General features: G+C 70.9%; 16 protein-coding genes. 11 read left to right on the top strand and 5 right to left on the bottom strand.

Annotation, left to right across the window (positions count from 1 at the left end; all coding sequences use genetic code 11):
- Positions 1-31: 31 nt before the first annotated feature.
- Positions 32-895, top strand: a complete 864-nt coding sequence (locus OG892_RS39495; RefSeq protein WP_371631828.1) for a GyrI-like domain-containing protein — start codon at positions 32-34, stop codon at positions 893-895.
- A gap of 52 nt (positions 896-947) precedes the next feature.
- Here the strand turns inward: OG892_RS39495 and OG892_RS39490 are convergent, their stop codons facing one another.
- The 3 genes from OG892_RS39490 to OG892_RS39480 all read right to left on the bottom strand — a co-directional run bounded on the left by OG892_RS39490 (position 948) and on the right by OG892_RS39480 (position 5,088).
- Positions 948-1,502, bottom strand: coding sequence for a DNA-binding protein (locus OG892_RS39490; protein WP_073737806.1), 555 nt, complete (start codon positions 1,500-1,502; stop codon positions 948-950).
- A 4-nt stretch (positions 1,503-1,506) separates the two neighbouring features.
- Positions 1,507-3,651 (bottom strand): helix-turn-helix domain-containing protein, encoded by a 2,145-nt coding sequence (locus OG892_RS39485; RefSeq protein ID WP_371631809.1) that lies wholly within the window; start codon positions 3,649-3,651, stop codon positions 1,507-1,509.
- A gap of 249 nt (positions 3,652-3,900) precedes the next feature.
- Complete coding sequence (locus OG892_RS39480) at positions 3,901-5,088, bottom strand: alpha/beta hydrolase (RefSeq protein WP_073737914.1); 1,188 nt, start codon at positions 5,086-5,088, stop codon at positions 3,901-3,903.
- 84 nt (positions 5,089-5,172) lie between these two features.
- On the opposite strand from OG892_RS39480, the gene OG892_RS39475 reads away from it, so the two are divergent.
- Entirely contained in the window at positions 5,173-6,135 is a 963-nt protein-coding gene (locus OG892_RS39475) for an ACP S-malonyltransferase (RefSeq protein ID WP_242436820.1), read from the top strand.
- A 22-nt stretch (positions 6,136-6,157) separates the two neighbouring features.
- On the opposite strand, the gene OG892_RS39470 is transcribed toward OG892_RS39475, so the two are convergent.
- Both OG892_RS39470 and OG892_RS39465 read right to left on the bottom strand, forming a co-directional pair.
- The gene (locus tag OG892_RS39470; protein WP_073737809.1) at positions 6,158-7,195 is read right to left on the bottom strand and encodes a 3-oxoacyl-[acyl-carrier-protein] synthase III C-terminal domain-containing protein; all 1,038 of its coding nucleotides are present in this window, start codon (positions 7,193-7,195) and stop codon (positions 6,158-6,160) included.
- 67 nt (positions 7,196-7,262) lie between these two features.
- A complete protein-coding gene (locus OG892_RS39465; protein ID WP_371631808.1) occupies positions 7,263-8,684 on the bottom strand; it encodes a cytochrome P450 in 1,422 nt (473 codons plus the stop codon).
- A gap of 318 nt (positions 8,685-9,002) precedes the next feature.
- Between OG892_RS39465 and OG892_RS39460 the strand changes: the two genes are divergently transcribed.
- Genes OG892_RS39460 through OG892_RS39420 form a run of 9 tightly spaced genes read left to right on the top strand, consistent with a single transcriptional unit; the run spans position 9,003 to position 20,117 of the window.
- Positions 9,003-11,768, top strand: coding sequence for a phosphoenolpyruvate synthase (locus OG892_RS39460; protein WP_079193581.1), 2,766 nt, complete (start codon positions 9,003-9,005; stop codon positions 11,766-11,768).
- Positions 11,761-13,479 (top strand): AMP-binding protein, encoded by a 1,719-nt coding sequence (locus OG892_RS39455; RefSeq protein WP_371631807.1) that lies wholly within the window; start codon positions 11,761-11,763, stop codon positions 13,477-13,479. The genes OG892_RS39460 and OG892_RS39455 overlap by 8 nt, the downstream gene beginning before the upstream one ends.
- Positions 13,476-15,131 (top strand): hypothetical protein, encoded by a 1,656-nt coding sequence (locus OG892_RS39450; protein ID WP_371631806.1) that lies wholly within the window; start codon positions 13,476-13,478, stop codon positions 15,129-15,131. Before OG892_RS39455 ends, OG892_RS39450 begins: the two co-directional genes overlap by 4 nt.
- Positions 15,132-15,159: 28 nt before the next feature.
- Positions 15,160-15,435, top strand: coding sequence for an acyl carrier protein (locus tag OG892_RS39445; protein WP_073737812.1), 276 nt, complete (start codon positions 15,160-15,162; stop codon positions 15,433-15,435).
- Positions 15,432-16,568 carry an SDR family oxidoreductase gene (locus OG892_RS39440; protein ID WP_073737813.1) on the top strand — a complete coding sequence of 379 codons (1,137 nt, stop codon included), beginning with the start codon at positions 15,432-15,434 and terminating at the stop codon, positions 16,566-16,568. The genes OG892_RS39445 and OG892_RS39440 overlap by 4 nt, the downstream gene beginning before the upstream one ends.
- Positions 16,565-17,566 (top strand): nucleoside-diphosphate kinase, encoded by a 1,002-nt coding sequence (locus tag OG892_RS39435; RefSeq protein ID WP_107421845.1) that lies wholly within the window; start codon positions 16,565-16,567, stop codon positions 17,564-17,566. Before OG892_RS39440 ends, OG892_RS39435 begins: the two co-directional genes overlap by 4 nt.
- Before the next feature lie 15 nt (positions 17,567-17,581).
- Positions 17,582-18,571 carry a ScbA/BarX family gamma-butyrolactone biosynthesis protein gene (locus tag OG892_RS39430; protein WP_371631805.1) on the top strand — a complete coding sequence of 330 codons (990 nt, stop codon included), beginning with the start codon at positions 17,582-17,584 and terminating at the stop codon, positions 18,569-18,571.
- A complete protein-coding gene (locus OG892_RS39425) occupies positions 18,568-19,215 on the top strand; it encodes a nitroreductase family protein (protein ID WP_073737815.1) in 648 nt (215 codons plus the stop codon). The genes OG892_RS39430 and OG892_RS39425 overlap by 4 nt, the downstream gene beginning before the upstream one ends.
- Positions 19,212-20,117, top strand: coding sequence for a UbiA family prenyltransferase (locus OG892_RS39420; protein WP_371631804.1), 906 nt, complete (start codon positions 19,212-19,214; stop codon positions 20,115-20,117). The genes OG892_RS39425 and OG892_RS39420 overlap by 4 nt, the downstream gene beginning before the upstream one ends.
- Positions 20,118-20,120: the final 3 nt, after the last annotated feature.

Below are 20,120 nucleotides of genomic sequence, written 5' to 3'. Positions count from 1 at the left end.
TGAATCACTGTCCGGGATCTTGGAGGCGAGCGTGCTGGAGCGGCTCAATCAGGCCATGGAGCACATCGAGCGGCAGCTCGACGGCTCCATCGACGTCGGCGAGCTGGCACGGGTCGCGGCCACCTCGCAGTACCACCTGCGGCGGATGTTCTCGGCGCTCGCGGGGATGCCGCTGTCGGAGTACATCAGGCGCCGGAGGCTGACCGTCGCGGGCGCGGAGGTACTGGCCGGTGAGCGGACGCTGCTGGAGATCGCGGTGCGGTACGGATACGGCTCGGGAGAGGCGTTCGCGCGGGCGTTCCGTACGGTGCACGGCGTCGGACCCGGCGAGGCACGGCGCACCGGCGCGGCGCTCAGCTCGCAGCCCCGGATGACGTTCCGCCTCATCGTCGAGGGGAGCGGCAGCATGCGCTACCGCGTGGTGCACAAGCCGGAGTTCACCGTCGTCGGGGCGAAGGCCCGGGTGCCGCTCGTGCACTCGGGGCCCAACCGGGCGATCATCGATTTCGTCCGCGGGACCGGCGACCGGGCGAGGGAGCTGCTGGAGAAGCTGTCCGACCAGGAGCCGCACGGCATCCTCGCGGTCTGCGACGGCCTCGATCCCGGCCGGGCGGAGGGTACCTGCCTCGACTACTACTACGGGGTCGTCACCCTGGCGTCCGCGCCGGAGGGCATGGCCACACTGCCGGTGCCGGCCGGTACCTGGGCGGTCTTCACCACCTCGGGGCCGGCGCCGGAGGCGATCCAGGCGCTGTGGCGGGATGTGTTCACCGAGTGGTTCCCGTCGAACCCGTACCGGAGCCGCCCCGGGCCGGAGATCCTTCGTACGCGGATGTCGGCGGACGGCAGCGAGGCGGATGCCGAGTTGTGGCTGCCGGTGGAACGGGAGGCCTGACTGATCAAGGGACAATCCCTTGGGGACGTCGAGATCGTGTGCTGGTCTCCGTTCAGTAATCCAGGTCCAGGTAATCGATGTCGTTGATCTCCACGTCCGACAGTCCCTGGGCGCGGACACCGCCGTCCTGGAAATAGATGTTCCGGAATCCGTCGGCGATGATTCCGCGCATCTCCTGGTCGTCGGCTCCCGCGCCGCGGGCGTCGAACAGGCGTTGCGCGTAGCTGCCGGGCAGACGGACCGTGAGGCGGCGGAAGCGGCCGTCGTCGGTGGTGCCGATGGGGGCGGTGTAGCCGAACCGGGCCCGGGTCTCCACGGTGATTCCCGTGGTGGCGGCCTGCTGGTGCCGGCGTTTGCGGACCTGGGGCTGCCAGCGGGACAGGACGGCTTCCTCGATCTTCAGGGCGATGTTCCTCGGCGGGTTCTTCCGGGCGCCGCGCCGGTAGCGGTTGACGGAGTCGGCCGTGATGCCGAGCTCCGCCGCGACGGCCCTGGCGGTGCCCAACTGCCGCAGTAGGTAGTTGATGCGGCCCTTGAGGGTCTTGGGCGGTTCCCGGGTGAAGGCTTCCCGGTCGGCGCGTTCGATGGCGTCGTCGATCTCCCTCACGGCGCTACTCCCCTTCGTCCAGGACGGCGTCGCCGCCCTTGATGTGGCGGGCAGGGTTGAGGTCCTTCTCCATCAGGTCGACCGCCCACAGCATCGACTGGACGCCCTCCAGCTTCGCCAGGCCCGGGGTGGGGCCGAGGCGGAAGCCGCCGGGCTGCGGCTTGCCGGACGCCGCGTAGGGGAGGAAGTCGAGCGGGCTGTCGCCCGGCGAGGGGTAGACGACGCAGTCGGAGAGCACGGCGAGCGGATACAGGCCCGTCATGCGGGCCATGTTCTGCAGTTTGCGGTGCATGTTGACCCGGGCCTTGCTGATGACGGCGGCCCGGATGTCGGGGCGCCAGGTCGGCCGCTCCAGGGAGGGCCACCGGTCGCCCTCCTTGTAGGACTTGCCCTGCGGGCGCTCCCTGAGCTTGCCGACGCCGCCCTTCACCGTGGCCTTGATCGCGGACAGGACGGCGGCCAGGGCCGGGTCGAGCTGCTTGTGCCGCTCCATCGCGGCCAGGAACCGGCGGTCGTCCAGGTCCCGGGTGACGCCCAGGTCCGCCAGGGTGTCGACGTACGCCGTCTTGAGGCGGTCGTGCCACGGGTCGAGGTACGCGCCGGTCTCGCGGCGCAGGTACGCCTCGATCGGGTGCACGTCGTGCCCGAGCTCCTGGGCGTAGGCGACCGTGTGGGTCTGGTACCAGGCCGGCCCCGTGGGGCGGGTTCCGTCCGGGGTGAACGGGCTGGGCAGGCGCGGGTCGGGTTCGATGCGGGAGAGGTCGACCAGCCAGCTCCCGGGGATCTTCGGGTTGAACTTCGGGGCGTCGAAGTGGTCGGGGGCGGAGAGGCCGACAACGAGGCGGGCCGCGGCGGCGAGGAACGCCGTGTTGAGGTCGAGGCCGACCGCGTACGGCAGGGTGCACTCCTCGTCGGTGAGGGAGTCCACCGGCCGCACCCATTGGTATGCCTCCTCGTTCAGGAAGCCGCCGGTCCAGCCGCTGTTCACGACGACGGGGTGTTCCGGGGTGGCTTCCGGCGGCGCCGGGTCCATCGGCTCCGTCCCCAGGGAACCGGCGTTGTACCCGGATACCCAGTTCCCGGTCTCCGGGTCCTGTACGGCCTTCGTCGGCGGGCGCAGCGCTGTCATCAGTTCCAGTCCGGAGACCGCGGTGGAACCGCGCGGGGTGATGACGCGCTGGGCGTAGATACCGAGGACGCGGGCGATGTCGGCCGGTTCCATGTCCGTGACGCCGGGCCAGGACCGCTCGTCGAGGGCGTCCCAGGACAGGAGCGCGAGCTGCACGCACTGCCGGTCACGGCCCTGGACCTTGCGGTAGATCCGGGCCCACGGGCCGAACCCGCGCCGGGTGAGCTGCCATCTGGCCTTCGCGATCTGCTTGACCACGGGGTGGTCCTCGGGCAGGCGCAGGGAGCGGCGCTGTTCGTGGCCCTCCAGGTGCTCCGGCAGTCCCAGTTTCACGGCGGCTGTCGCGGTGAGCGCGATCAGCGGGTCGGAGTCCTTGCCGTAGCGGTTCAGCCTCGCCGCGCCGAGACCGGATTCACCGAGCGTCCACTCCACGAGCTCCGGGACCGTGCGGGCGGGGCAGTCGAGCACGATGCCGTCGGCGCCGTACGCGGAGCCGTCGCCGTCCAGTACGGCGAGCGGGCCGTGCGGGAAGCGCGGGTCCTGGGCGGGCTGCGCCGCCTTCTTCGCAGCCGGGCGCCGCGGGGCCGCCGCAGGGGCCGCAGCCGGAGCCGCCGTGGGGGCCCCAGCCGTACGGGCGGGCCGTTCCGGCGCAGGAGCCGCGATGGGCATGACGGGCGCGGCTGCCGGTACGGCGGACTGCGGTGCGGGCGGCTGCTGCGGCGGTGGGGCGGACTGAGGGGCGCGGGTGGGCCGAGGGGTGGGGGTGCTGTGGACGGGGTACTTCGCCGCCCAGCCGTTCAGCAGCCGCTGGTAGGCCTCCAGTCGCGGCGACCGCGGCTCGGAGCGGCCGTTCTCGTAGTTCTTGACCGACTGCGTCGTGGTCTTCAGCGCTGTCGCGAGGCGGGCCTGGGTGATGCCGGCGGCCTCCCGGAGGCGGGCCCGCTCCGCGGGAGGCGGGAGCTGCGGCTCTTCGTCCAGCAATGCGTCGATGTTCGCGAACAGCTCTTCCTCGGATGCCACTGCCTACCTCCAGCCCGGACGCTACAGCCCTTATCCTAATCTTTAACCCGCTCCTTTAACTCATTCGGGGACGCTGCCGCCGATCGGCGCACACTCGGTCGCGGCGTTCGCACCGGTTGCGCACGCGGACATTGCGGACCGGCGGCGCAGCACGGGTCGTCCGCCACGCTCGCCATCGCGCTCCCGCCCACGGTCCTCAGCCGGGCATTGCGCCGTTGATCAAGGCCGCCGTGTCAGCGGCGCTCGTGATCAGTACACCTCGCGGGCTGGGTCAGGAGTGTGCTGCGGAGTAGTCAGGACCCAGGCGGCAAAGGCTTCGACGCCGTCCACGACGGCCTCGAAGCGCGGGGAGTGGAAGACGTCGAAAGCATGCTGCCCGCCGGGGAGTTCGGCGTAGACCACGGTGCTGTCCGAACCGTGGCGCAGTTGGGCGACGAAGTTCCGGGCGCCCTCGACAGTCCCCAGCGCGTCCCTGGTGCCGTGAGCGACGAAGAAGGGCGGCGCACCGGGGTGGATGTAGCCCTGTGGCTGGAGCGGGGGCGGCGGCTCGTCCGGCGGGGCGCCGAAGTAGTGGCCGTAGAAGCCGTAGAAGCAGATCGCCGCGGTGACCGAGGTGTCGGCCGACTCGAATCCGGGCTGGAACATCGGATCGTTCGGCGTGAGCGCGCACAGGCCCGCGATGTTGGATCCGGCGGAGCTGCCCGCCACGAACAGTCTCGACGCATCGGCGCCGTACTCGGAACCGTGCTCGCGGGCCCAGGCGATGACCTTCTTGGCGTCGATCTGGTGGCCCGGGAACGTGGTCTGGGGCCGCAGACGGTAGTTGGCGCTGATGCACACCCACCCCTGGCCGGCCAGCCGGTTCAACAGGGGCCGTGCCTCGCGGCTCTTCGCACCGCTGGTGTAGTGGCCGCCGTGGAAGTAGATCAGGACCGGCGCGTTCGCCGGCGCGTCGCGGCGACGGTAGACGTCGAGGAGATTCCGGCGCCCGGCGTCCCCGTAGCTGATGTTGCGGATCCGTTCCACGTCACGCCGTCGCATGGAGCCCGGCAGCAGCAGGATGAGGGCCCAGGGCCGGTGGCGGCGCAGCGGTATCCTCACGCGATTCCGCCAACTGGTCCCGAGCCCGTCCTCAAGGGCCTTTTCGACCACTTGGTCCGAGCGCACCCCCCGCCAGGCGGAGACGGCCAGGCCGATGGCGGCAAGGGCGGCCACCGCGGCTGTCACCTTGGCGCCCGTCGATCCCAGATCGCCCTGGGCGGCGGCCAGGGCCGTGGATGCCACCAGGACGTAGATGCCCAGGAACGGCACCTCGTTGAGGATCAGGCCGAACCAGAAACTCATGCTCGCCAGAGGCTGGGGGCGGCGCGGTGCGACAACGGCGAAGAACGTGCACCAGGCGACGATCACCGTCGTCACTAAGTATCCCATTGGCATGGTGATCACCGTACCCTTCTCAACTCTGGGAAAGCCCCTGGTACTTCCTCGCTTAGCGTTGCCCTCGTCATGGAGGTGACACACGTGGCTCTAGCGTCGATATTTGGTACGAATCTGTTCCGCTACGAACCGGGCGGGGTCGTCGATTTCTACGACCAGTACGCGGCGGTGCGCAAGTCCTTCGCACAGGCTTCGGCGTGGACAGGCCTCGATGTCGAGGCCCTTGTGCGACAGAACGGGGACTTCGACGACGGGGTTCAGCGGCGCGCCGTGTCCGTCGGGCTGGCGGCCGCTCAGCTCGGCATTCAGGACGTGCTGGCCGAGAAGGGGCTGCGTCCGCACATGGTCGGCGGTATGAGCCTGGGCGGCATGGTCGGCTCCTGCATCGCCGGGGCGTGCGGGCGGGAGGAGCTCATGGGGCTCCTGATGCGCGGTGAGCTCCGGCCGAAGCAGACGCCGAGCGTGCCGGAGCCGGAGCGGGAGGAGGGCATCGCCTCCGCCTATCTGGGTCCGGACGACGATCCGGCGGAGCTCTGCGCCGGCTACGAGGGCGTGTTCGTGGCCTGCGACTTCGGCTGGGACACGGACCGCCGGGTGCGGATCGTCATGCTCAGCGGCTACCGGGACGCGCTGGAGAAGCTCAGCGCCGAGACCGGCGGCATGGTCACCGTCACCGAGGGCGCCGACGTGGCGGAGCACAGCCCGCTGCGCGCGGGGGCCCGGGAGGTGACCCGGGGGTACATCTCGGGGATGCCGTTCACCGACCCCTCGCTGGCGCTCTGCTCGTCCCTGGAGCAGAAGACCCTCACCCGCGCCGAGGAGGTGTGCGACATGTTCACCAACAACGTCGTCGCGCCCATCAGCGTGGTGCATCTGACGCGGGAGATGGAGCGTCACGGGGCCAGGCTGGGGCTGATCGTGGGCCCCTCGCCCATCCTGAACGCGCTTCACTACCCCTTTCCGGTCGTGTTCGTCGACAGTCCGGAGGATGTCCCGCGGGCGGTCGCGGCGGTCTTCGAGCACGGGGTCCCGCTGCGCCGGCGGTAGGGCGAGGGGCCCGGGACATCGGCTATCGGGCCTCGGCCCCGGTGATCTGCACGACGGCGGTGGTCCAGGTGAACCCGCTGCCCACGCCGAACAGCAACACGTGGTCGCCGGGCGCGACCGCACCGGTTTCGACCAGTCGGTGCAGGCCCACGAACTGGTCGCTGCCGCTCAGGTGTCCCAGGGACAGCCCCCAGTCGGTGAGGGTGCGGTCCTCCGTGATGCCCAGCGGTTTGAGGCAGGTGTTGCGCGTGAGACCGCGGCCGAAGAACGGCACCAGGACCTTCGCCATGTCCGCCATGTCGAGCCCGGCATCGCCCAGGGCGCGCTTGACGGCCTCGCGCATGCCGAATTCGTTGCGGCGGATGAACTCCGCAGCGTCGTGCCGGGCGAAGTAGTCCTTCCGGCGGGTGATCAGGTCGATGGGCACCTGGGCGGCGCGGCTGGCCCGGTGGAACTCCTCGGTGCCCCGGTGCAGCGGTTCGAGCGTGGGGTCGCAGTAGGAGGCGGTCGAGACGAGGCGGGCGACGCCGGGCGCGACGCCGAGCACGACGGCGCTGCCCGCGTCGCCCAACGCCATGTCGTCGTCCACGCTCCAGTGCGGGACGCCGGGCTCGCCGAACCGGTCGCCCGTGGTGATCAGGGCGGTCTCCACGTCGGGCCTGCCGTTGAGCACGCTCGCGGCAACTTCCAGCGCGGCGACACAGCCGTTGGACATGGCGGAGAACTGTGCGGACACCCGTGGGCCGGGCCCGTCCAGATGGTTGAGTACGTAGCAGGGAGCGGACCACAGGTCCACGCCCTGGAAGTACGTGGCGACGTGTAGATGCAGGTCGATGGCGAGGGTGCCGCCGGGCGCAGTGGCCCGCGCGGCGGCCAGGGCATCGCGGCCCGCCTCGATGGCAAGGTCCGGCCCGGCGACGGCGGACACCGACACCGAGCGCTGCTCGGTCATGGCGGCCGCCTCGGGGTGGCACAAGCCGAGTTCGATGGCTTCCTCGACGGACTGCAGACGGCCCAGCTTCACACCGAGGCCCTGGATGTATACGTTCTCGTACCTCATGGTCCGGCCTTTGCTGGTTCGGGTGGGGTGAGAGATCGGTCCGATGGCTCAGGAGGAGGCGGCCGGCTCAAGCGCCCTGGTGCACCGGGCACTCCGTGATGCCGCCGGCCGATGCCAGGCCGGTGGCGGCCTCCTCGGTGGCAGCCGCGCGGGCCGCCGGCTTGCGGTGGGCGACCACGGCGGCACGGTCACCGGGGATGAGGCTGACGTGCCACATCCGCTGCTTCTCCGGCGCGGGGCGGGCCGGGGCGAGGTCGATGTGACGCACCACCTCACGGGCTATGTACTTCATCTCCATCATGGCCAGTTGGGCACCGACGCAGTAGCGGCGGCCGCCGCCGAACGGCAGGAAGGAACGCTGGGCCGCTTTGGTGTCCTCGCCGATGAAGCGCTCCGGGCGGAACTCCTCGGGATCCGGGTAGGCGGAGTCGTTGCTCAGGATGAGCGAGATCATCGGAATGCCCACCCAGCCGGCCGGGATGTCGTACTCACCGATGTGCACCGGCTGGTCGAGCACGCGGCCGCTGCCGAATACGACCGGGCGGGCGCGCAGTGCCTCCTTGATGACCGCGTCGAGGTAGATCTCCTCCTCGCCGCGTTCGACCTCCTGCTTCAGGCGGGCGTATGCCTCCGGGTTGCGCACCAGCCGTTCGAAGGTCCAGGACAGGCCCGTCGCCGTGGTCTCCAGGCCGGCTTCCAGCAGGGTGATGAGCTGATCGCGGATTTCCTGGTCGGTCATGCCGAGGCCCTCGTCGTCCCGTGCCCGGAGCAGCCGGCCCAGGACGTCGGTGGCGTCCGGGTCGCTCTCCCCACGGCGCCGGGCGATCTCCGCGAGGAGGAGCTCGTCGACCGCGTCGCTGGCGCGCTGAGCGCGGGTGCTCGGCAGGAACGCCATGCGCTTGGCCAGCGGCGAGTTCTCCGCCCAGGTCCGCAGCCGCGAGGGCATCAGGAACAGGGCGGGCGACCCGGTGACTCTGGAGAAGGCGATGAGGGCGGTTCGCAACGCGGAGTCCTTCCCCGGTTCGCTGACTCCGAAGACCAGCCTCAGGGCGATGTCGAGGGTGATGGACTGCAGTCGGTCCATGAGCTTGAACGGCGTCTCCAGGGGCCAGTCGGCGAGGTCGCGCGCGGCGATCTCGGAAATGATCGAAGGGTAGGCCGCGATCGAGCGGCCGTGCAGGGTCGGGCTGATCAGCCGCCGCTGACGCCACCATCCCTCGCCGTCGGTCGTCAGCAGGGAGTGGTCGCCCACCCAGGGGATGTACCGGGCACGCAGGGCCCCGGCCCGGTTGCCCTCCCCGTCGGTGGCCCAGATCTGTGCGGCGAGCTCGGGGTTGGTGACGACCACCTGGGGCGGGAAGCCGAGGAGCTTCTGACGGAAGACCGGGCCGTGGCGCCGGCGCAGCTTCTCGTGATAACGCACCGGATTCCGCATGTGGAAGGTCTGGAGGAAGGCAGGTTGCCGCGATCCGGGAGGAAGCTTCTGCATGGTCTTTGTTCTCCGTATTCCAGCGTCTGCGCGAATATTACTTCTGCCGTTGCCTGCTCCGAGTTCCTCAGTCGTGAAACCCTTGAGACCCGTTCGAGATCCGAAGGAGACTCGATGCATTACCCGAAGGAGGCCTGACGACAATCAAACCGTAGAGGCAACCCGCTGGTCCGGCGCCGGGTCAATCGGCGAGTACTAGGGAAACCATTGGAGTGGATATCTGGGGGGCAGAGGTGCCTTCTCTGCGACTAGTGTGCACTTTTGGCCGCCCAGACAGATGGGTTTTCCCGCACGTAGCGCCAGAGACCTAGGGGTTCGATGCGCACCATTTTCGCTGGAAGTTCGCTGGAAGAGGTCGCACGCGCGGCGGGCGGCAAGGGGAGGAATCTATATGATCTTTCCGTTCACGGGCTCGACGTCCCGCGGTGGGCCGTGGTGGGCGTCGATGTGTTCCGGAAATTCGTTACCGCCCTCGATATGTCCGGGCGGATCGATGAGCTGCTCTCCACAGCCACTGTTCACAATGCCGGACGGATCGCGGAACAGTTGGCCGAGCTCATCGGCTCGGGCCGGCTGGACGAGCGGGCGGCCGCGGTGATCGAGGAGGCCTATCGCCGGGCAGGGGGCGGCGCGGTCGCGGTGCGCTCCTCCGGCATCGAGGAGGACGGGGCACGCCTCTCCTTCGCGGGGCAGTTCGACACCTTCCTGAACGTCCGAGGGCTCGCGGAGGTCGAGGACCACGTGCGGCGGTGCTGGGCGTCGGCGTTCTCCGAGCGGTCGCTGCACTACCGGCTGCGTCACGGGCTGCCGCTGCGCGACGCGGAGATGGCCGTCGTCGTACAGGAGATGGTGGACGCCGAGCGCAGTGGCGTTCTGTTCACCGCGAATCCTGTGAGCGGAGACCGGGGCCAGTACGTGGTCAGCTCGGTGTACGGGCTGGGCGAGGGGCTGGTGTCGGGTGCGGTCGACGCCGACACCGTGGTGCTGGACGCCGCCACCGGCGCGACGGACGACGTGGTGATCGGCGAGAAGGGGGAGCGCTACCACCCGGACGCGGCGGGCTCGGGCTGCCTGGTGAGCGCGGTGCCGGCCCAGGAACGGGAGCGGCTGTCGCTGAAGCCCGCGGAGCTGGCCCGGCTGCATGAGGCGGGGGTCAGGATCACGGCGTGCTTCGGGTCCCCGCAGGACATCGAGTGGGCGTTCTCCGGGGAAACCCTGTGGATACTCCAGACCCGTCCGGTCACCGCCCTGCCGGTTGCCGAAGGGAACCCGGAACCGGCCCCGGACGCCGATATCCGCATATGGGACAACGCCAATATCGTCGAAAGCTTCTCCGGAATCGTCTCGCCCCTCACCTTCAGTTTCGCCGCCCACGTGTACGGCAAGGTGTACGAGTACTACGCCCGATCCTTGAGCGTTCCTCAGGCCGAACTCCGCGAGATATTCGAGTGGGCCCCCAATATGCTCGGATATTTCCACGGGCGTGTTTACTACAACCTTTTCAACTGGTACCGGATGGTCCGGATCGCGCCTCTCTACAAACTCAATCGAAAAGTGCTTGAGCTGGCCATCGGCGTCGAGGAAGAAATCGACGACGAGACCGCGTCGGCGATCTACCCGTATACCTTCTCGCCCTCGCTGCGCGGTCGGCTGACCAGGGCCAGGACGGCGGGCGCATTCGTCCGGCGGTTCCTGACCATGAACAGGTCGGTCAAGCGCTTCATGGCCTATTTCTATGAGGCGTACCAGGAGTTCGACAACGTCGACTACGACGCGATGGACGGACAGGACGTCCATGGGCGTTTCCGCGCACTGGAGAAGGACCTGCTGGAGAAGTGGGGTCCGATGCAGACGCTCGACGCGGCGATCCTGTGGTCGTTGGGCGGGCTCGCGCTGCTCGGCCGACGCTGGCTGCCGGACGCCCCCGAGTGGCTGACCTGGAGCGCCGCCAGTCCCGGCCCGCAGGTGGAGTCCATCGAGCCGGCCCACGCACTGGCCCGGCTGGCGGCCGCCGTGCGGAAGGACACCGAACTCGACCGCCTGGTCAGGGAGACACCGGCCGAGGAGACCTACGAGGCGTTGCGTGCCGCCGGCCACACGGGGTTCCTCGCCTCGGTGGACGCGTACGTGGACGCGTACGGCTACCGCAGCCTCGACGAACTCAAGCTGGAGGTACCGGACCTGCGGGAAGACCCCTCCACGCTGTTCGCCCTGCTGCGCACCGCACTGCCCGAGGTGGGAGCGGGCCCCGGCGGAGACGTCGACGCCTACCTGGACGCGCACCTGCGCGGCCCACGCAGGCTCGTCTACGACATCGTCCGCCGCAAGGCGCAGAGTTCGCTGTACAACCGCGAACAGCTCAGATTCTGCCGCACCCGCGCGTTCGGCTCGGCGAAGCGGATGCTGCGCGCCATGGGCCGCGACCTCGCCCGGATCGGGGCGATCGACCACTGGAACGACGTTTTCTTCCTCTACCTCGACGAACTGCACGGCGCCTACGAAGGAACGACCGGTCACACCGGCCTGCGGGACCTGGTGGAGCTGCGCAAGCGGCAGCGGGCCGAGGACGAGCAGTTGTCCGCGCCGTCCCGGTTCACCACCCGCTCGGCGCCCTACTGGCGGGGCAATCTGGAGCGAGCCGGCTTCGTATCGGGCGCGGTGGCGCGCACCGGCGTCCGAGAGTTGCGCGGCACGCCGTCCTGCCCCGGAGTGGTGGAGGCACGGGCCGTCGTCACGGACACCCCGGTCGACGTGTCCGGTGGCGTCCTGGTGACCTACCGCACCGACCCCGGCTGGGTGGCCGCACTGCCCTCGTCCGCCGCCCTGGTCATCGAGCGCGGCAGCCCGCTGACGCATGTGGCGATCGTGGCCCGGGAGCTCGGCATCCCGACGGTGGTCCAGGTCAGGGGCGCGGTGGCCGAATTGAGGACCGGCGCACGGGTGCGGGTGGACGGTGGCACCGGGACGATCACGGTCCTGGACGACGAGCCGAACCCGGCCACGGACCAGGACACGGCTCCCGACACGGGCATGACCACCGTGCCCGTCCTCGCCGGAAGCGCGGGAGGGGCGAAGAGTGAATGACGACCTGCTCGGCTGGCTGACGGATCCGCCGCACACCGGCGGCCTCACGGCCGGAACCGACCGCGGCATCCACCTTGCGGACGACCGGGGCGGCTGGACCTTCCACTCCTACCGTGAGATCGCCGCTTCGGCGCGGCGGGTGGCCGGGTCGCTGGCCGCGTCCGGAGTCGGCCCCGGCGACGTGGTCTGCCTTCTGCTGCCGACCGGCTTCCCCTGCCTGTCCTCGCTCTTCGGCGTCTGGGCCGCCGGCGCCACCCTGTGCCTTCTTCCGCCGCCGTCGTACACGCCGGAGGCGGAGTACGTGGAGCACGTGGCCGGAATCCTCGGGCAGACCGGAGCCGCGCTCACCATTACCTCCGCCGAACTGGCCCCCGTCGCCGCACGGGTGGTCGCCGCCGCCGGCTCGGAGCGTGAGCCGTGGGTCTGGCACGACGACGGCGAGGAAGCACCGGTACACCTTCCGAGCGGGCTGGCGCTGCTGCAGTTCACCTCCGGCTCCAGCAGCCGTCCGCGCGGGGTGCGGGTCGGGTGGGCCAATCTGGCGGCCAATCTGTCGATGATCCATGACCGGCTCGACTGGCGGGCGGGCGAGAGCACCGCTTCCTGGCTGCCGCTCCACCACGACATGGGCCTCATCGGCTGCCTGCTGGCGCCTGTCAGCAGGCAGGAGGATCTCTGGCTGATGCGGCCCGAACAGTTCATCCGCGACCCGGTCCGCTGGCTGAGCCGGTTCGCCTTCGCCGCGCACACCGCCGCGCCGCCCTTCGCGTTCGAGTACGCGGTCCGGCGGCTGGGCAAGCGGCTCGGCGACCTCGACCTGTCCGCGTGGCGCACCGCGATCACCGGCGCCGAACCCATCTCCCCAGGGGTGCTGGAACGATTCGCCGCGCTCGCCGCGCCCGCCGGTTTCTCCTCCTCGGTCTTCCTGCCGTCCTACGGCCTGGCGGAAGCGACACTGGCGGTGACCGTACGCTCCCGGCAGACCCCCTTGAAGGTCGTGCGGGTGGACACGGGCGGCCTGCGCCTCGGCGGGCCCGTGACCGTCGAAGCGGAGCGGGGATTCACCGGCGGAGCCGGTCCCGCCCCCTCCCCCGACGATGCCGGCACAGGCTGGATGATCGGCTGCGGGCCGCCCGCCGACGGGCTGGACGTCAACGTGCTGGACGAGGACGGGAAGCCGCTGCCGAACGGTCACCTCGGCGAGATCGCGGTGGCCGGCCCCTCGGTCACCGACGGCTACCACGCCGGCCGCACCGGCTCCACCCGCATCGTCGACGGCGCGCTGCGGACCGGGGACGCCGGGTTCCTGCACCGCGGCGAGCTGTTCGTACTCGGCCGGACCGGCGACAGCATCAAGGCACACGGGCGCAGCGTCTACGTCGAGGACCTGGAGGCGCGGGTGGCCGCGGCGACCGGCATCGCCCGGGACAGGTGCGCGGTCGTCGGCGTCGGGAACGCCGACGGCACCGCGGTGACGCTGTTCGTGGAGCGGCCCGAAGGCAGCTGGGTGCGCAAGGCGACCACCGCGTTGCGCGGCACGCTGGGAGACGAGACCACCGTCACGGTCGTCGTCGGCCGCAGCGGGCTGATCAGCCGGACGTCCAGCGGCAAACCGAGACGTCGGCACATGTGGGAACAACTGCGGGCCGGCCGGCTGCGGGACTCACGTGTCCTGGAGACCGACGCCACCACGACCGGGAGACCCCTGTGATCCTCAGCGAGCAATACCTGCAGAGCCTGCTCGACAAGACGTTCCCGCAGATACGTTCCGCGGCCGGCTGCGCCGTGGTGCTGGAGGGTTCGATCGCCGAGGGGTTCGGCAATTCGTCGTCCGACATCGACTTCCTGCTCATCGCCGACGTCGACGCGGACCTGCCGACCATGCCCTCCCTGCTCTTCGTCGACGGGCGGCGGGTCGAGGTCAGGACCCGTTCGGTACGCCAGCTGGAGGAACAGTTCTCCGCGGTGGCCACCGCGGTGCGCGAGGGCTCGGGGGCGCAGGTGGAGGACCTGCTCAACCGGTGCCAGCGTCTGCTGCGCAGCTTCCCGCTGCGCAACCCGGAGCTGGTGGCCAAGGTGAAGGGGCTGATGTCCCTGGATGACTTCGCGGACATGGCCGGCCGGTGGTGGGCGGACCGGGCACGGCACTGCGTGAGGTATGCGCTGGTGCTGCGGCGGCTGGGCCTGCCGCAGGAGGCCGCCGCATGGATGGAGGCGGGACTGCTCCAGGCGGTCAAGTCGTGGGCCGCAGCGCGCGGCGAGACCTACCTGGAGCCGAAGTGGCTCCCCATGCAGCTGGACCGGATCGGGGACCACCCGTTGTCCGGCCGCTTCCGCGCCCTGGCGTCGCTGGACGTGTCGGGTCTGGACGCGGCCGGTTACGTGGACGAGGGCCGCCGGCTCGCCGTCGATCTCGGCATCTCCGGCGTCGAGGACACCGGAGAGCGGATCACCGTGGCCCGCGCCGACGCGGTGACCACCTGGCAGACCGGCGAGCGGGTGCACGTGGTGCGCGGACGGCAGGACGTGTTCGTCCTCGGCCACCGCACAGCGCGGGCGTGGCGCTCGCTGGTCTTCGGCCGTTCCCTGGAACAGGTGCTGGCCACGGCGGAGGCGGCCGGGACGCCGAACGCCGGGCCGATGATCGCCGAGTTCCTGCGGTACGGCCTGGTGCGGGCGGCGTGGCGCGGTGAGGGGCCGATCGTGGCGACCATGCCGCTGGCCGCGCCCTCCGGCGCGATCACACCGCCGCCGAGCACGGCACTGCCCGTCATCGGGGTGGGCGGGGCCGCGATCGAGGACCCGGAGGCGATCGGCCTCGTACCGGTGCCGGCCCGCCGGTTCTCCGCGGCCGCGATGACCCTGGTGTGGTCCAACGTGCTGGTGGAGAATGCCCGCGAGGACCTGGTGGGTGCTCTGGACCGCGAACAGTGGGGCGTCGCGCAGCTCAGCGCCCGCCGGATACTGCGGTTCGCGGTGCGCGGCCTGCTCAGCGCGTACGCGGTCAACCCGCTGCCGCCGGACGCCGAGGTCGTGCGCCGTCTGGCGATGCTGCCGGCCGGCGCACGCACGGACGGGATACGGGAGCGGGCCGAGCGGCTGGAGAGGCTGACGGTCGGCTCCGACACCGAAGGCGCCACCGCGCTGGCCGAGTTGGACGCCTTCGTGGCCCTGGTGCGCGGCGCCACGGGCGCGGACCGGTTCCCGTCCTCGTTCGACTCGTCGGACGCATGGCGGCGGACGCTGGAGATCGGCTACGACTGGCTGCGCCTCGGCGCACACCTCAACGCTGACCTGCCCATCGACGAGGCGAGCGATCTGCTGTCCAGCGGAGGCGCGCAGCCCCATGCAGCCACGTCCTGAATCTGCTGGAGGAACGTTGACGTCACCCATGAGCCCACCTGTCCCGGTCGAGGACGACACCCGGACCACCGTGTACGCGATCGTGGGCGCCATGGCGCCCGTGCCGGACACGGAACTGACCGACGAGACCGCGTTGGCGGCCGACCTCGGCTACGACTCGCTACGGCTGATCGAACTGACGCTGGCACTGGAACAGGGCTTCGCGCTACCGGAGTTGGGCGCGCATGAGACGGCCACCGCCGGCACTCTCGGCGACGTGGTGCGCCTGGTCTCCGCGGCCCGGCTGAGGGAGGCAGCGAAATGACAACGCCCTTGAACGTGCTGGTGACCGGGGCGAGCGGGCTGGTCGGCGCGGAGGTCTGTGCCCGGCTCGCGGAGACCGGCCACCGGGTGACCGCGTTGGTGCACCGGGCCACGGAGGTGGTCCGCAACGACGGGAGCGCGCTGGCGGACGGAGCCGTCGAACAGCTGCCCGGGGATGTGACCCGGCCCCGGCTGGGCCTGTCGCGGGACGCGTACCGGGCGCTGGCGGCCGGCGGGCTCGACCGGATCGTGCACTGCGCGGCGGTCACCGACTTCGGCCGGCCCGACGAGCTCTACCAGGCCGTCAACGTGGAGGGCACCGCCCACGTGATCGAGCTGGCCCGGGCTTCCGGCGCCGCTCTGGTGCACGTGAGTACCGCCTACGTGTGCGGAGAACGCGACGGCGTGGTCCGCGAGTGCGAACTGGACGAGGGGCAGCGGCTGGCCAACTCCTACGAGGCCAGCAAACTGAAGGCCGAGACTCTGGTGCACAAGGCGCGGACCGACGGGGTGCGGGCTGCGGTCGTCCGCCCCAGCATCGTCGTCGGCGACGAGCGCACCGGCGCGGTGCGCGACCGCAAGAACATCTACGTCGTCCTCAAGCTGGCCACCGAGGGCAAGGTCCGGTCCGTACCCGGCCAGTACGAGGCGCGTCTCGACCTGGTCCCGGTCGACCATGTGGCAGACGTCGTCACACGGGTCACCGAACGGTTCGAGGAGGCGGAGGGCCGCACCTTCCACGCGGTGGGCGCCCCGCTGACCCTGCGGGACTTCTCCGACGTGATGGCCGAGTACCCCTCCTTCCACGTGCCGAGGTTCGTACCGCCGACGAGCTTCGACTCCTCGCGGCTGCCGCCCGGGGAGCGCCTCTACTACGAGCGGGTCGTCTCGCTCTACGAGAGCTACTTCCGGCGGCAGATGATCTTCGACGCCTCCAACACGGCCGAGCTGACCGGCCGGGGGACCCCGGACGGCGGTCAGGACTTCCTGCGCCGGCTGATCGACCACTGCCTGGAGACCGGCTATCTCGGCGCACCGCTGCCGGGCGCCCAGGACGTGCTGGCCCTGCTGGACCTCACCGCACCGCTCTCCGGCGAGCCGGGCGCGGACGAACCGGACGGAGCCGGCCGATGATCACGGACGACACGACGCGGCAGGACCGCCGCTCCGGCGTGGACCTCTCACCGGCCCTCAGCTGTGATCCCCGCAAGCGCACCCTGTTCGCCTCCGACACGTACTTCCTGGAGAGCGTCGAACAGCTCGCGGGGCTCACCGCCGACGTGGAGGGCTTCCTGCACCGGCACGCCGCGCTGCTGCTCAAGCCGGACGCGGTCGTCAGCCGGCAGATCCCGACGACCGTCGACTGGCTGGCCCGCAACGGCCTGCGAATCGTCGCCGCGGAACGCACCCGGCTGACCCGGACCGCCGTGCGGTCGCTCTGGTACTACCAGTGGAACCTGGCGACCCCGGAGCGCCGCCGGCTGGCCGACCTGTTCATGGACTCGTGCGACTCGGTGGTCCTGGTCGTCCGGCCGGAGGCGGAGGAGGCCTGGGCACCGCCGACGTCGGTGGTGGTGACCGAGCGCAAGGGCCCGACCGATCCGAAGGCCAGGATCCCCGGCCAGCTGCGCTACGAGATCGGTCGCTACAGCTACCTGCTCAACCTGGTGCACACCCCGGACGAGCCGGCCGACGTGGCCCGCGAGCTGGGCGTGCACTTCGACACGGCGACCCGGGAGCGGGTCTACGCCAGTGCGCTGGAAGGCGCGGACCAGTCCGGGCGGGCCCTGGAACTGGCCGCGCGGCTGCACGCCGAAGTGCCCGAGCGCGAACTGACGTTCGCGCCGGCCGCCGGCCGGCTCCGGTTGGCGGTGGAGCGGGCGGAGGCGTCGATGCCCCCCGGGGCGGTCCGCGACGAACTCCGCGCGGCCCGGCTGGCGGCGAGCACCCCGCAGGGCCACGGCCCACTGCTGGAGGCCGTCTGGCGAAACGGCCTGCTGATCGACCCGTGGGACCTGGTGATCGTCGGTACCCACGTCCTGCCCATGAAGCACCAGGGGCTGGCGCCGGTGCTGGACGGGCCCGGCTCAGCCGACTGGCAACTTCACCTGGCCCGCCTCGCGGCCAGGTGACAAGGAGGAATCACGATGGACACGGTGGAGTTCAGCCGCACGGTGCCCCGGGAGATCGTTCACCGGTTGAGTCTCACGGAGGTGCTCGTCACAGGCGCGCTCAGCCGGGACGAGGACACCCTGGACGTCGGGGTGCAGATCCCCCGCTCCCACGCCTTCTACCGGGACACGGTGGGCTGCTGCGACGTCTACGACCCGATGGTGCTGGTGGAGGCCGCCCGGCAGACACTCATCATGCTGGGCCACGAACTGTTCGACATGCCGTTCGGCACGAAGTTCATCCTGCGCGAGATCATGCTGCGGGACCTCGACCCGGCGGCTCTGGCGGTGGGCGCCGCCCCCACCGAGGTGGTACTGCGCTGCCGGATCCTGCGCCGCTTCCGTGGTCGCGAGGGGGTGACGGGCGCGCGGCTCCGCTACAGCGCGCTGATCGGCGAGCAGGTGGCGGCAACGCTGGAATGCAGCATGTCGTGGGTGTCGGGCGAGCACTGGCAGGCGATGCGCGACGAGGGGCGGGCGGCACTCGGACTGTCCGCCCAGACCGCGTTCACCGCCTGCCCCGCGCCGGCACCGCCGATCGGCGCGGCGCTGGTCGACCGCCGGGACCCGGCGAACGTGGTGGTCTGCGCACCGAGGCTCATGCCGGGCGCCGCCGACCGGGCCATGACCGCCCCGCTCGTCGTCGACACCGCCCACCCGGTGCTCTTCGACCACCCCCTCGACCACGTGCCCGGCATGCTCTCCCTTGAGGCGTTCCGGCAGCTGGGCATCGCCACCGCCGTCGCCTCCGGCGCACTGAACTCGCCGGCGGCCGTGCTGACCGGGGTGAGCGCCCGATTCCTCGCGATGGGTGAACTGGACCTGCCCGTCACCTGCGAGAGCCTGCCGGTCAGCGGCAACGGGACGGATGCCGTGCTGCGCTGCACTCTGACGCAGCAGGGCCGTCCGATCGCCGAGGGCGAGGTGCGGCTGACCCTGCCCCCGCGACTGCGGACACCGGGATGACCGGCACCCACGCCGCCCCGGCGGTCCACGACGTCGACGCGATACTGACCCGTACGCCCACCGTGCGCCGCCGGCTCGACCTGTCGCGTCCGGTCGCCCGCCCGCTGATCGCCGAATGCCTGCGGATCGCCCAGTACGCACCGAACGGCGGCAACCGCCAGGACTGGCGGTTCGTGGTGATCGACGCCGAGGAGACCAAGGCGGCCGTCGCCCGGTACTACAAGTCCGCGTCGGACGCCTATCTGGCAGCGAAGCCACCGGGCGCGATGAGCGAGCGGGCGGTGGCCGGAGTGCGCTATCTCGCCGATCACCTGCACGAGGTGCCGGCGCTGGTGCTGGCCGCCGCCCGGGGCCGGCTGGCGCCGGACGCCCCGCCGGCCGGCCGGTCCGCCTTCTTCGGCTCGGTCTACCCGGCGCTGTGGAGCTTCATGCTGGCGGCGCGCAGCCGTGGCCTGGGCACCGCGCTGACCACGGTGCACCTGGCACACGAACGAGAGGTCGCGGAACTGCTCGGCATTCCGGCGGACGAGGTCACGCAGGTGGCGCTGGTGGCCGTCGGGCATGTCACGGGCGGCCCCGACTTCCGTCGCCCGCCGCGGCAGCCACTGGACGAGGTCGTCTCCTGGAACGGATGGCAGGGATGAGCGGGACGCTGACGGCCCGGCACACACCGGCCCGGCTGGGCGATTTCGTGCTGCGGATGTTCCGCCCGCAGGTCTACGTCACCTACGGAGTGCTGTGGACCCTGGCTCTGGAGGGGGCGGCCGAGGCACTGTCGGGGGCCGGGCACTGGAGGCCCGGCCCGGCGACGGTGGTGCGCGCGGCAAGCGTGGTGCTGGCCCTGCTGTTCGCCCGGATGGTGGACGAGCAGAAGGACCTGGAGTACGACCGGCTGCATCATCCGGACCGCCCGCTGGTGACCGGCGCCATCTCGGTGACGGAGCTGCGCTGCGCGATGGGACTGATCGCCGCCGTCGTGATGGCGCTCAACCTGCCGGTGTCGGGCTGGTCGGCGGTCCTGATCGTGCTCGGCCTCGGCTATACGGTGGCCCTGACCGGCCTGGAGCGCCGCTGGCCCCGGCTCGGTGACGACCCGGTGGCCGGCCTGCTGGCCGGCTACCCGGTGCAACTCCTGCTCTCGGTCTACCTGTACGGCTCGCTGATGACCAGCGGCGCGATCGGCGGGGATCTGCGCGCGGTGCCGCTGCTCGCCATGTTCGCCTGTGTCTTCCTGCAGTTCGAGGTCGCGCGCAAGACCAGTCACGAGAGCGACCCACGGGCGCGGCTCTACTCACAGGTGTTCGGCGCGCGCGGCAGCGCTGCGGTCAGCCTGGCCCTGGCGAGCGCCGCCGCGGTGATCGCCCCGCTGCTGCTCGGGCGGGCGGGCCTGCTGCCCGCGCTGAGCCTGCTGCTTCCCGCGTTCGGCGGTTGGCGCTTCCTGGCGCGGCGCAGACCGGACGGGCTGACCCTCCCCGCGATGGGCTTCGTCCTCTGTTTCAACCTGCTGTGCCTCTACGGGTCCGTAGCGACCGGGATCGGACGGTGAGAC

The organism is Streptomyces sp. NBC_00341, from assembly GCF_041435055.1.
Classification (GTDB): domain Bacteria; phylum Actinomycetota; class Actinomycetes; order Streptomycetales; family Streptomycetaceae; genus Streptomyces.
Note: the sequence above shows the minus strand (reverse complement) of the source record. Positions and strands in the feature narration are given on the sequence as shown.

What these genes read in the sequence shown, in the direction of transcription:
- OG892_RS39420 (WP_371631804.1), top strand. Translation starts at nt 19,212, where the DNA reads ATGAGCGGGACGCTGACGGCCCGGCACACACCGGCCCGGCTGGGCGAT.
- OG892_RS39440 (WP_073737813.1), top strand. Translation starts at nt 15,432, where the DNA reads ATGACAACGCCCTTGAACGTGCTGGTGACCGGGGCGAGCGGGCTGGTC.
- OG892_RS39445 (WP_073737812.1), top strand. Translation starts at nt 15,160, where the DNA reads ATGAGCCCACCTGTCCCGGTCGAGGACGACACCCGGACCACCGTGTAC.
- OG892_RS39430 (WP_371631805.1), top strand. Translation starts at nt 17,582, where the DNA reads ATGGACACGGTGGAGTTCAGCCGCACGGTGCCCCGGGAGATCGTTCAC.
- OG892_RS39460 (WP_079193581.1), top strand. Translation starts at nt 9,003, where the DNA reads ATGCGCACCATTTTCGCTGGAAGTTCGCTGGAAGAGGTCGCACGCGCG.
- OG892_RS39470 (WP_073737809.1), bottom strand. Translation starts at nt 7,195, where the DNA reads ATGAGGTACGAGAACGTATACATCCAGGGCCTCGGTGTGAAGCTGGGC.
- OG892_RS39435 (WP_107421845.1), top strand. Translation starts at nt 16,565, where the DNA reads ATGATCACGGACGACACGACGCGGCAGGACCGCCGCTCCGGCGTGGAC.
- OG892_RS39425 (WP_073737815.1), top strand. Translation starts at nt 18,568, where the DNA reads ATGACCGGCACCCACGCCGCCCCGGCGGTCCACGACGTCGACGCGATA.
- OG892_RS39480 (WP_073737914.1), bottom strand. Translation starts at nt 5,088, where the DNA reads ATGCCAATGGGATACTTAGTGACGACGGTGATCGTCGCCTGGTGCACG.
- OG892_RS39465 (WP_371631808.1), bottom strand. Translation starts at nt 8,684, where the DNA reads ATGCAGAAGCTTCCTCCCGGATCGCGGCAACCTGCCTTCCTCCAGACC.